The sequence below is a fragment of the Nonomuraea sp. NPDC047529 genome, assembly GCF_040642995.1.
Taxonomy (GTDB): domain Bacteria; phylum Actinomycetota; class Actinomycetes; order Streptosporangiales; family Streptosporangiaceae; genus Nonomuraea.
In genome coordinates this window covers 16,964-28,063 of record NZ_JBEYTJ010000038.1, presented here as the reverse complement: position 1 = coordinate 28,063, position 11,100 = coordinate 16,964, and the positions used below count along the sequence as shown (strand labels likewise).

Here is an 11,100-nt window from a genome sequence, read left to right as displayed (position 1 = left end):
CGGCCTCCCGGCAGGCGATCATCGTTTGGGCGTCACCCGTACGACGGCGCGGCCGCGGTCGAAGGAGAGGAAGCGCAGGACGACGTCGTTCAGGGTGAGCGTGGTGACGCCCCGGATGTAGCCCGTGCAGCCGCCGCCCTCGTCGAACTTGCAGGTGGACGAGCCGCCCTGTTCGCCCTGGGAGCTCATGTCCCCGGCCCCGGTGAAGTCCGCCTCCCAGGTGACCTTGTCGCCCTCGACGCTCCCGACGGCGAAGCGGGAGATCCCGTGACGCTGCCCGAACTTCAGGACGTCCCCCGCCCTGAGGGTGACCTCGCACCGGGCGTCCCCGCACCCGCCGAACTCCCGTCCGCCCGCGCCGCCGGCGGCGTCGGGCGGCGACGTGGACGAGCCGGACGTGGATTCGGACGCGGGTTCGGACGCGGGTTCGGAAGTGGGCGCCGACGTGCGCCCGGCCGTCCCGACAGGACCGGCGCACCCGGTCAACGCGCAAGCGAGCAGGAGTACAAGCCACTTGACCATGGCAAACACCCTAGGCTCCAGGACGGATCTCACCCCGGAGTTCCTCCTCACCCGGCGTGCCGCACCCCGCCGCGAACACCATCCTCAGCGTGTCACGCGCAAGGCCCACTCGACCGAGTCCGGGGCCTGGACCCGTACCGTCAGGGTCTTCCTGCGGCCCAGATCGAGGCGGTTCATGATGGGGCTGATCATGTCGTCGAGGCAGGTGAAGGGCATGTCGATGCCCGGCTCCAGGATGATCTCCGCCTTGCCCTCCCCCCGGCAGCGGAACAGGACCCACAGCTCGTCCTTGCCGGGGGGCACGTCGCCCACGACCATGGACCCCTTCCTCGGGCCCGCCTTGAGGACGGTGATGGTGCCGGCCTCCATGCCCGGCAGGCGCAGGGACGCGGGTTCGGGCGGTGGCGTGCTCGCCGGGGTCTCGGTGGGAGGGACCGCCGCTGTCTTGCTGGGAGGGGCCGACGGGGTGGCGTCCCGCCGCTCAGCCGCCGGATCGGTCGTAGGCGCAGCCGTGCAGGCCGTCGCCAGGGCGAGAAGGCAGCAGGGAATGGCGAGAGACGCCACCTGTCGGATCATCATGTCGAGATCACCTTTGTTTGAGGTACCAGCCGACGCGCCATGGAGTCCAGGCGGTTACGTTTTTCGGCTTTTGGCCGCATACGTGATAAATGCCGTTGGTCTTCTTACGCCAGACGCCGTACGTGGCGGTGGTGGTTTTGCGGGCGGGAGTCGGGATCGAGATGGTGTTGCCCAATGAAGCCGTGAGACTGGCGGACAGATTCACGCCCGTGGCCACTTCGGCCCCGGCGATGAGCCTGTCCACCTTCAGGCTGCCGGAGACGTTCCAGGAGACCGAGACCGTGCCGGAGACGGTGGCGGTGAAGGTGGACGTCGCGGCGTGCGAGGTGCTGTTGTGGTTCGACTGCGTCGGGCCGATCGCCTTGTGGCTGTTGCTGTAGGTGGAGACCCGATAACTGACCTCCCCAGGCGGGCAGGCCATCGCCAGGGAAGGAGCGGAGGACTTGGCGCGGAAGATCTCCGTGTCGTCGTCGAAGCCGACGACCACGTTCGGATTGCCGGGAACGGGCCGGGGCTCGTCGGCGAAGGCCGGCGTCGCGCCCAGAATCGCGAGCGGTGCGATCAGTGCGGTTGCCGAGAGCGTGCGTTTCAGCGACATCGTGGGTAGGCTCCCTCTGCATCGAATGGTGCTCCACGGACGGGGATCGTTGGTCGCGGCACCCGTCCGTGCAGCTTTTGTGAATGTCTCCCCGGCTCTCCGCCGGGTATTGAGCGTCAGTTATTCACGCCGCTGAACGGCGAGCAACTCCTTGTCCGGCCCCGGCCCGTGTGCTAGCGGAACACGAATGGCTACATTCGGCCTACATTTGCCAGTTCTTCGGCTCGATTGACAGGGGTTTGCAACTTTATCAATAGTCCCGTCGGCGGCATTGTGGTCGCACGTTTATCGGCCGTCCATAACAAACGTGCACACTGTCGCCGGAATTATTGAGCAACGTCCGGTTTCGGGCTGATGGCGGACGACCGTTCGGCGCCTCCATGGAACGGCCCTGGAACGGGGTGGAACGCCCTCCATGACGTGAGCCACTCGTCGAAACACTCGATCCCCGCCGGACACGTCACCGGGCGCCGCCGTTCTCCGGTGCCGTCGCTGGCGCTGCTCGTCACCGGCCAGGGCTTGTCCGGTTTCGGCGACCAGTTCTACGTCGTCGCCCTCCCGGGGATCGTGCTGCTGCGGCACGGCACCGCGGCCCTGGGGACGGTGCTGACGGTCTACGGCCTCTTCCGGCTGCTCGGTCTCGTGCTCGGCGGCCCGCTCGCGGACCGCTGGACGCCCAGGCCGATCATGCTGGCGGCCGACGTCGTGCGGGCCCCGGCCGCCGGTCTGCTGTGCGCCCTGGCCTGGAACGGCGAGGACCGCCTGTGGGCGCTGGCGGCGGGCACGGCGGTGCTCGGCCTGGCCGGAGGCGTCTTCCTGCCGGCGAACTTCGCCATCATCCCCGACATCGTCGAGGAGCGGCACGTCCAGACCGCCAACAGCCGCAACTACGCGACCGCGCAGGCCGTCGCGCTGACCGGGCCGGTGGTCGCGGGCGTGTTCGTCGCCCGGCTGGGCCCGGGGCCGGCGCTCGCCGTGGACGCGGCCTCGTTCGCGGTGTCGGTCGCGACCCTCTGGTTCGTCCGGCCGCGCCCCGGACGGGTGCGTCCTGAGCAGGGCGGCGGCGGGGCCGGCATGTGGGCCGTCGTGCGCGGGTTCCCGCTGTTCAGGGTGATCCTGACGCTGGCCGCCGCCGGAAATCTCGGCTTCGCCGGGATTCTGGAGGTCGGGCTGCCCGCGCTGCTGCACGAGACCGCGCCGGCGACGTTCTCCACCGCGTACGGGATCGTGCTGGGCGCCTTCGGGCTCGGCGCGCTCGCGGGCAGCGTCGTGGCGGGCCTGCTGCGCGCCCCGCGCAACCCGGTGCAGGCGGCGGTGCTGCTGATGCTCCCGCAGGCCGCGCTGCTCGGCGCGGTCGGCCTGATCGAGGGCCAGGTCTGGCCCGCGGCGCTCTTCCTCGGGGCGGGCGCGGCGAACGCGGCGGGCAACGTGCTGCTGATCACCGTCGTGCACACCACGCTGCCCGCGGCGGTGCGCGGGCGGGTGTCCGGGGCACTGCTGGTGGCCTCGTTCGGGATCTTCCCCGTGGGCGCGCTGCTCGCGGGACTCATGGCTTCCGCGGCCGGTCCGAGGACGGTGTTCGTCCTCGGCGCCGTACTGGTGGCCGCGGCAGGTGTGGCCGGCCTCGTCTCCGGGCCGGTCCGGAACTTCGCGAAGGGAGGTGAATCGCATGACTTACGAGATGAGCGACCTGGGCACTGACGCGCCGGTCGAGGTGAGCTGGATCGTTTTCTGAGCCCGACGGTAGACCCGCAACACAGCGGCAGACAGTTTCAGGGCATCCGGGGAGAACGGCCGCTCCCCGGATGCCCGCTCGGCCATTTCCGAAGCGACCGCGAAATGAAAGGACGACGATGACCCCCTCCCTGGACAGCCACATCCGCGTCAAACCCATCTATCCCGTGTACCGGCTGGACGACCGGCGTTTCCGCATCGGCGCCCAGGCCGGCGTCACGGTGGACTTCACCGACCCGTACGGGCAGCTCTGGACCCTCGTCGAGGCGCTGGACGGCGCGCGGCCGCTCGGCGAGGTCGCCGCGGCGGTCGGCCGGGCGCACCCGGGCATCGGCGTCGAGGACGTGCTCACCGCCGTCCGCGACCTGGACGGGCGCGGCTTCCTTGAGGAAGCGCGGCCCACGCCCTACGAGGACGGCCGCTACGAGGGCAACGTCAACTACTTCAGCCACTACGCCGGCCTGTCCGCCGCGCGCGAGCAGCCGCAGGACCGGCTGCGGTCCGCCCACTGCGTGCTGCTCGGGCTGGGCGGCGGCGGCTCCTACATCCTGCCCATGCTGCTCGCGGCCGGTTTCGGCAGGATCACGGCCGTCGACTACGACCGGGTCGAGCTGGGCAACCTGAACCGGCAGTCCCTCTACCGCGAGAGCGACATCGGCGCGTACAAGACCGCGGTGGCCGCCCGGCTGGCCAAGGAGGTGAACCCCGACGTCGAGTTCACCGCCGTGCAGCGCCGGATCGAGTCGGCCGCGGACGTCGCCCCGCTCGTCCGGGGCGCCGAGGTGGCGATCTGCGCGATCGACGAGCCGCCGTTCGTCGCGCAGCGGCGGGTGAACGCGGCCTGCGTGAAGGAGGGGGTGCCCTACGTCTGCGGCGGCTCGTTCGTCACCCGCGGCCGGTTGTTCTCGGTGCGCCCGCGCGAGACGGGCTGCATGGACTGCCTGCACCTGTACTACACGCGCGCCGACCCGAGCTACCTGTCCCAGCTCGCCGGGGCGCTGCGGGTCGAGCACGGCCGGGTCACCATCGCCTTCGCCCCGCACATCGCGCTGGTCGCGTCGCTGATCACCGGCGAGGCGATCCGGCTGGTGACCGGCCACGCCGAGCCGATCGCCCTGGGCCGTCAGCTCGACGTGCACTTCGAGACCGGCGAGCTGGAGGTGATGTCCCAGTGGCCGCGCGACCCGGACGGCTGCCCGGTCTGCGGCGACGGCGCCGACGCGGCCTCGTTCGCGGTGTGGGCGGAGGCGGAGAACGACTCCCCTATGCTTCGCTAGATGGACGTCATCCATCCCCCCAAGCTCAAGGCGGGCGACGTGGTCCGCGTGGTCGCGCCCGCCTGCTCGCGCGCGATGGTCATGGAGCACGACCACACCGCGCTCATCGACGCCCGCTTCGCCGAGCTCGGCCTGACGCTCACCTACGGCCGCCACGTCGACGAGCGGGACGCCTTCAACTCCAGCAGCGTCGCCTCCCGCGTCGCCGACCTGCACGACGCCTTCGCCGACCCGTCGGTGGCGGCGATCCTGACGGTCATCGGCGGCTACAACAGCAACGAGCTCCTGCCGCACCTCGACTGGGAGCTGATCCGGGCCAACCCCAAGATCGTGTGCGGCTACTCCGACATCACCGCCCTGCAGAACGCCTTCCTCGCCCGCGCCGGGCTGGTCACGTACTCGGGGCCCCACTGGTCGACGTTCGGGATGCGGGACCACTTCGAGCAGACCCTGGAGTGGTTCACCGCGGTCCTGTTCGGTGACGCGCCGGTCGAGCTCTCGGCGGCGGCGTACTGGACCGACGACCTGTGGTTCCTCGACCAGGACAAGCGCGAGCCGATCCCCGGCGAAGGCTGGTGGCCGCTGCGGCCCGGCGTCGCCGAGGGGCGCGTCGTGGGCGGCAACCTCTGCACCCTGAACCTGCTTCAGGGCACGCCGTACATGCCGTCACTGGAGGACGCGCTGCTCGTCGTGGAGGACGACCTGGAGTCGCACCCGGCCACCTTCGCCCGCGACCTCACCTCGCTGCTCCAGCAGCCGGGCGCCGAGACCGTCCGCGGCCTGGTGATCGGACGGTTCCAGCAGGCCAGCCGCATGACCCGCGCCCTGCTGGAGCAGATCGTCGAGACGCAGCCGGGGTTGCGGGACGTCCCCGTCCTGGCCAACGTCGAGGTCGGCCACACCAACCCGCTGGCCACCTTCCCGATCGGCGGCCGGGCCCGCCTGACCGTCACCCCCGAACCGTCGCTGACCCTCCTGCGCCACTGACCGCCGGCCCTCAGGACGCGGCGGCGGCCTCCCGGCGCGGAGCCGTGGCCTCGGCCAGGGCCTTCTGCTCGGCCTCGACCAGGGTGCGGCAGCGCGCCACCTCCGCCTCGACCCGGGCCCCGTCCCAGCCGAGCAGCCCGGCCATCAGCCGCGCCACCACGGGGGCCGCGTCGAGCGCGGCGGGGATCGCCTCGATCAGCATCCGGGTCCGCCGCGACAGCACGTCCTCGGCGTGCAGCGCGCCCTCGTGCGTGACGGCGTACACGGCCTCGGCCTTGATCCACGGGCATCCCTCCACCAGCGGCTCGCCGAGCGAGCGGTCGCCGTCGACCAGGGACAGCACCTCCGGCGCCAGCGTGCCGTAGCGCTGGACGAGGTGCTCCACGACGTCGGCGTCCACGTCGTGGTCCTCGGCCAGACGCCGTACGGACACGCGCACGGCGGGCAGCCCGTCCGCGCCGATCAGCGGCAGCCGGTCGGTCACCGAGTCCGGCACGTCGAAGCCCTCCAGCGCCGCGTCGACCACGTCCTTGGCCATGACCCGGTAGGTGGTGAACTTGCCCCCGGCGATCGTGGCCAGGCCGGGCATCGGCACGTCCACGACGTGCTCGCGGGACAGCTTGGTGGTCGCCGAGCTCTCGTCGGCGGCCACCAGCGGGCGCAGGCCCACGTAGACGCCCACCACGTCGTCGCGGGTCAGCGGCCGGGCCAGCACGGCGTTGGCGTGGTCGAGGATGTAGTCGATGTCCTCGCCGGTGGCCGACGGCTCCTCCCGGTCGCCGTCGTACTCGGTGTCGGTGGTGCCGACGATCCACCGCCGTCGCGTCCACGGGATGATGAACAGCACGCTCTTCTCGGTAGGGATGATCATGCCGGTGGACGCGTCGATGGCCTCGCCGGGCACCATGACGTGCACGCCCTTCGACATCCTGACCTTGAAGCCGGCCGGGGCCGAGCCGGGCAGCCCGTTGATCGGGTCGGTCCACACGCCCGCGCACACCACCACGGCGTCGGCCCTGACGTCGAGGTCGCGGCCGGTCTCCTCGTCACGTACGCGGGCCCCGACGATCCGCTCGTTGCCCTGGTCGCGCAGCATCTCGACGACCCGCGTCCGGGTGGCGACCACGGCGCCGTGCGCGGCGGCCGTCCTGGCCAGGGCGAGCGTGAAGCGGGCGTCGTCCACCTGCGCGTCGAAGTAGATCATGCTGCCGGACACGGCGTCGGCGCGGAGGCCGGGGGCCATCCGGCGGGACTCCTTGACCGACAGGTACCGGTGCCGGGGCATCGGCCGGCGCATGCCCTCCAACGTGTCGTACAGGGTGAGCCCGGCCCCCACGTACGGCCGCTCGATGAGCCCGTGCTGCAGCGGGTACAGGAACGTGACCGGCTTGACCAGGTGCGGGGCCAGCCGCGAGACCAGCAGGTCGCGCTCCTTCAACGCCTCGCGGACCAGCTTGAAGTCGAACTGCTCCAGGTAGCGCAGGCCGCCGTGGATGAGCTTGCTGGACCGGCTCGACGTGCCGGAGGCCAGGTCGCGGCTCTCCACGAGCGCGACGCGCAGCCCGCGGGAGGCGGCGTCCAGCGCGGCGCCCGCGCCGGTCACGCCGCCGCCGACCACGAGCACGTCGAAGGACTGCTCGGCCAGCCGGTCGATGGCGGCCTGACGGTTTCTGGCGTCCATCGCCCCGGTCATGTTCATTGATCCCCCGAACCACGTTTTGTGCTCAACTGCTCACAATCCGTATACGTTTCCCTGATCGGGGAATGGCACACAACGCCGACACCACGGAAGCGGGGGCAGCGGTGGTCGAACGTGTCAAGCGGCGGGAACTGGCCGGTGAGCTCATCGCCGAGTTCGCCGGCACGATGGTGCTCATCCTGTTCGGGGTGGGCGTCGTCGCCCAGGTGGTCGCGGCGGGCATCGGCGACCACGACAGCATCGCCTGGGCGTGGGGCATCGGCGTCGCGCTCGGCGTCTACGTCGCGGGCCGGATCACCGGCGCCCATCTCAACCCGGCCGTCACGCTGGCGTTCGCGGCCTTCCGGGGGTTCCCCTGGGCCAAGGTGCTGCCGTACTCGCTGGCGCAGACCGTGGGGGCGTTCGTCGGGGCGCTGCTGGTGCGCTGGAACTACACGGAGGTGCTGACCAAGGTGGACCCCGGGCACACGCTGAAGACCCAGATCGTCTTCTCCACCCTGCCCGGCAACGGCGAGCTGCCGGTGGGCATGTGGGGCGGGTTCCGCGATCAGATCATCGGCACCGCCATCCTGATGTTCGTCCTGTACGCCCTGTCCGACTCGCACAACCTCGCGCCCAGCGCCAACCTCAGCCCCGTCGTCATCGGCCTGCTCATCGTCGGCATCGGCATGGCGTGGGGTGCCGACGCCGGCTACGCGATCAACCCCGCGCGCGACTTCGGGCCGCGCCTGGCCAGCTTCCTCACCGGCTACTCGGGCGCCTGGCGCGACCAGTACGGCGACCTGTACTTCTGGGTGCCCATCGTCGGCCCCCTGCTCGGCGGCGTGGCCGGCGCCGGGCTCTACCAGCTGATGATCGCCCGGTTCCTCCCCGAGCCCGAGCCCGACCTTGAGGACGCGGGCCGCGTCTGACCCGACCGGAGGAGAACGACCATGCCCGATTTCGTGGGGGCCGTCGACCAGGGCACCACCAGCACCAGATTCATGATCTTCAATCACGGCGGCCTGGAGGTGTGCAAGTTCCAGCTCGAACACGAGCAGATCCTGCCCAGGGCCGGCTGGGTGGAGCACAACCCGATCGAGATCTCGACCAGGACCTCCGCGGTGATCGAGACCGCCCTCCAGCGCACCGGGCTGCACGACACCGACCTGGCCGCTGTGGGCATCACCAACCAGCGCGAGACCACGGTCGTGTGGAACCCGCGCACCGGCCGCCCGTACTGCAACGCCATCGTGTGGCAGGACACCAGGAGCGCCAGGATCGCCGCGCAGCTCGAACAGGACGGCCGTGGCGAGGTCATCCGCAGGAAGACGGGCCTGCGGCCGGACGCGTACTTCTCCGGCGGCAAGATCCAGTGGATCCTGGAGAACGTCGAGGGCGTGCGCCAGGCGGCCGGGCGGGGAGAGGCGGTCTTCGGCAACACCGACACCTGGACCCTGTGGAACCTCACCGGCGGCGTCCGCGGCGGCGTGCACGTCACCGACGTGACCAACGCCAGCCGCACCATGCTCATGGACCTGGAGACGCTGGAGTGGGACGACGAGCTGCTGTCCTTCTTCGGCATCCCGCACGAGATGCTGCCGGAGATCCGCCCGTCGTCCGAGCCCGCGTCCTACGGCGTGACCAGCGCGTACGGCCCGTTCGCCGGCGAGGTGCCGATCACCGGGATCCTCGGCGACCAGCAGGCGGCCACCGTCGGCCAGGTCTGCTTCTCGCCCGGCGAGGCCAAGAACACCTACGGCACCGGCAACTTCATGCTCCTCAACACCGGCACCGACCTCGTACGCTCCGAGCGCGGCCTGCTCACCACCGTCGCCTACAAGTTCGCCGGCCAGCCCGCCGTGTTCGCGCTGGAGGGCTCGATCGCCGTGACGGGGTCGGCCGTGCAGTGGCTGCGCGACCAGTTGCACATCATCCGTACCTCGGCGCAGAGCGAGGACCTGGCCCGGCAGGTGACCGACAACGGCGGCATCTACTTCGTCCCGGCGTTCTCAGGGTTGTTCGCGCCGTACTGGCGGCCCGACGCGCGCGGCGCGATCGTCGGCCTGTCCCGGTACAACAGGGACGCCCACCTCGCGCGGGCCACCCTGGAGGCCATCTGCTACCAGAGCAGGGACGTCGTGGAGGCCATGCAGCAGGACTCCGGCGTGGTGCTGGACGTGCTGAAGGTCGACGGCGGGGTCACCGCGAACAACCTGTGCATGCAGCTCCAGTCCGACATCCTGGGCGTGCCGGTCAGCCGTCCCGTGGTGGCCGAGACCACCGCGCTGGGCGCCGCGTACGCCGCCGGGCTGGCCGTCGGCTACTGGAAGGACACCGACGAACTGCGCGCCAACTGGGCCGAGGACCGGCGCTGGAACCCGGAGTGGAGCGACGAGCAGCGCGAGAAGGGGTACGAGGGCTGGAAACGCGCGGTGAGCCGCACCCTCGACTGGGAGTCCTGACCGCCCGCGGGACGCCCTTACCGTGCGCTTACCGCCGCGGTCCCCACAATGAGATCTCCGGCAGAAGGAGATCGCGTGCGATTACCGCTCCACGGAAAACCGCTCGGAGAGCTGTTCGGCAGGCTGAGCATCCGCGCCCGCCTCACGCTCACGTACGGGTCCATGCTGTTCGTCGGCGGCACGCTCCTCCTGACCGTCACCTACCTGCTGTTGCGCTCGGTGCTGGACAACGTGGAGTTCTCGCTCGACGTGCCACCGGGCACGCCCGACGCGTTGGTGACGATCTGGCGGCACCAGATCGAGATCCAGGCCGTCAAGCTGAACGAGCAGATACTGCGTCTCATGGTCCAGCAGTCCGTGCTGATCCTGCTGGGCGTCGGCCTGTTCGCGCTCGTCTGCGGCTACCTGGTCGCCGACCGGGCGTTGCGGCCCGTCGCCAAGATGACCGCGACGGCCCGCAAACTCTCCGAGAGCACGCTGGCCCACCAGCGCATCGACCTCCACGGCCCCGAGGACGAGCTGAAGGAGCTGGCCGACACCTTCGACTCGATGCTGACCAGGCTCAACAGTGCCTTCAACTCCCAGCGCCGTTTCGTCGCCAACGCCTCCCACCAGCTTCGTACGCCGCTGACCATCAACCGCACGGTCCTGGAGATCGCGCTCTCCGACCCGCTGGCCTCACCCGACCTGAAGGCCCTCGCCCGCACCCTGCTCGAAGTGAACGCGCGCAACGAGAAACTCATCGAAGGGCTGCTGCTGCTGGCCAGAAGCGAACGGGAGCTCGCGCGCAGAAGGCCGGTGGACATCAACGACGTGACGCTGACGGCGGTGGAACAACTGACGCCCTCCGCCGACCGGCGCGGCGTCACCGTCACCTCGCGCCTCGGCGGCACGACCATGCAGGGCGACCCGGTCCTCCTCGAACACGCCGTGGGCAACCTGGTGGACAACGCCATCAAGTACAACCTCCCGCAGAACGGGCAGATCTGGATCAGCACCGACGAGACGCTGACCGGGGAGGTCGTCGTCCACGTGGCCAACACCGGGCAGCCCGTGCCGGCGTACGAGATCGGCAGCCTGTTCGAGCCGTTCCGGCGGCTCAACTCCGACCGCGTGGACTCGGCGAACGGCTCGGGGCTGGGACTGTCGATCGTCCGCGCGGTCGTCCAGGCGCACGGCGGCCAGGTGACCGCGTCCCCGCGCGAGGGCGGCGGCCTCTCCGTCACGATCAGCCTGCCCAACCACTGAGGGACGACCCCG

General features: G+C 70.6%; 10 protein-coding genes. 6 read left to right on the top strand and 4 right to left on the bottom strand.

The window, feature by feature from the left end:
* Positions 1-18: 18 nt before the first annotated feature.
* The 3 genes from ABZ815_RS41075 to ABZ815_RS41065 form a co-directional block, all read right to left on the bottom strand.
* A complete protein-coding gene (locus tag ABZ815_RS41075) occupies positions 19-522 on the bottom strand; it encodes a hypothetical protein (RefSeq protein WP_357706805.1) in 504 nt (167 codons plus the stop codon).
* An 84-nt stretch (positions 523-606) separates the two neighbouring features.
* Positions 607-1,101 carry a hypothetical protein gene (locus ABZ815_RS41070; RefSeq protein ID WP_357706803.1) on the bottom strand — a complete coding sequence of 165 codons (495 nt, stop codon included), beginning with the start codon at positions 1,099-1,101 and terminating at the stop codon, positions 607-609.
* 7 nt (positions 1,102-1,108) lie between these two features.
* On the bottom strand, positions 1,109-1,699 hold the full coding sequence (locus ABZ815_RS41065; RefSeq protein WP_357706802.1) for a hypothetical protein: 591 nt from the start codon (positions 1,697-1,699) through the stop codon (positions 1,109-1,111).
* A gap of 420 nt (positions 1,700-2,119) precedes the next feature.
* Here ABZ815_RS41065 and ABZ815_RS41060 point away from each other — a divergent pair, with 420 nt between their 5' ends.
* The 3 genes from ABZ815_RS41060 (at position 2,120) to ABZ815_RS41050 (ending at position 5,697) form a co-directional block, all read left to right on the top strand.
* On the top strand, positions 2,120-3,400 hold the full coding sequence (locus tag ABZ815_RS41060) for an MFS transporter (RefSeq protein WP_357706800.1): 1,281 nt from the start codon (positions 2,120-2,122) through the stop codon (positions 3,398-3,400).
* A 152-nt stretch (positions 3,401-3,552) separates the two neighbouring features.
* The gene (locus ABZ815_RS41055) at positions 3,553-4,710 is read left to right on the top strand and encodes a ThiF family adenylyltransferase (protein WP_357706798.1); all 1,158 of its coding nucleotides are present in this window, start codon (positions 3,553-3,555) and stop codon (positions 4,708-4,710) included.
* Positions 4,711-5,697: a S66 peptidase family protein gene (locus ABZ815_RS41050; RefSeq protein ID WP_357706796.1), complete on the top strand. Its 987-nt coding sequence runs from the start codon at positions 4,711-4,713 to the stop codon at positions 5,695-5,697.
* A 10-nt stretch (positions 5,698-5,707) separates the two neighbouring features.
* On the opposite strand, the gene glpD is transcribed toward ABZ815_RS41050, so the two are convergent.
* Positions 5,708-7,378 carry a glycerol-3-phosphate dehydrogenase gene (gene glpD, locus ABZ815_RS41045; protein WP_357706794.1) on the bottom strand — a complete coding sequence of 557 codons (1,671 nt, stop codon included), beginning with the start codon at positions 7,376-7,378 and terminating at the stop codon, positions 5,708-5,710.
* Positions 7,379-7,461: 83 nt separating this feature from the next.
* On the opposite strand from glpD, the gene ABZ815_RS41040 reads away from it, so the two are divergent.
* The 3 genes from ABZ815_RS41040 to ABZ815_RS41030 all read left to right on the top strand — a co-directional run bounded on the left by ABZ815_RS41040 (position 7,462) and on the right by ABZ815_RS41030 (position 11,088).
* On the top strand, positions 7,462-8,307 hold the full coding sequence (locus ABZ815_RS41040; protein WP_357706793.1) for an MIP/aquaporin family protein: 846 nt from the start codon (positions 7,462-7,464) through the stop codon (positions 8,305-8,307).
* A 21-nt stretch (positions 8,308-8,328) separates the two neighbouring features.
* Positions 8,329-9,840: a glycerol kinase GlpK gene (gene glpK, locus ABZ815_RS41035; RefSeq protein ID WP_357706791.1), complete on the top strand. Its 1,512-nt coding sequence runs from the start codon at positions 8,329-8,331 to the stop codon at positions 9,838-9,840.
* A 75-nt stretch (positions 9,841-9,915) separates the two neighbouring features.
* Positions 9,916-11,088, top strand: coding sequence for a HAMP domain-containing sensor histidine kinase (locus ABZ815_RS41030; RefSeq protein ID WP_357706789.1), 1,173 nt, complete (start codon positions 9,916-9,918; stop codon positions 11,086-11,088).
* Positions 11,089-11,100: the final 12 nt, after the last annotated feature.

Coding starts and splice junctions, on each gene's coding strand:
- ABZ815_RS41075 (WP_357706805.1), bottom strand. CDS start 522: ATGGTCAAGTGGCTTGTACTCCTGCTCGCTTGCGCGTTGACCGGGTGC.
- ABZ815_RS41070 (WP_357706803.1), bottom strand. CDS start 1,101: ATGATGATCCGACAGGTGGCGTCTCTCGCCATTCCCTGCTGCCTTCTC.
- ABZ815_RS41065 (WP_357706802.1), bottom strand. CDS start 1,699: ATGTCGCTGAAACGCACGCTCTCGGCAACCGCACTGATCGCACCGCTC.
- ABZ815_RS41055 (WP_357706798.1), top strand. CDS start 3,553: ATGACCCCCTCCCTGGACAGCCACATCCGCGTCAAACCCATCTATCCC.
- ABZ815_RS41050 (WP_357706796.1), top strand. CDS start 4,711: ATGGACGTCATCCATCCCCCCAAGCTCAAGGCGGGCGACGTGGTCCGC.
- glpD (WP_357706794.1), bottom strand. CDS start 7,378: ATGGACGCCAGAAACCGTCAGGCCGCCATCGACCGGCTGGCCGAGCAG.
- ABZ815_RS41040 (WP_357706793.1), top strand. CDS start 7,462: ATGGCACACAACGCCGACACCACGGAAGCGGGGGCAGCGGTGGTCGAA.
- glpK (WP_357706791.1), top strand. CDS start 8,329: ATGCCCGATTTCGTGGGGGCCGTCGACCAGGGCACCACCAGCACCAGA.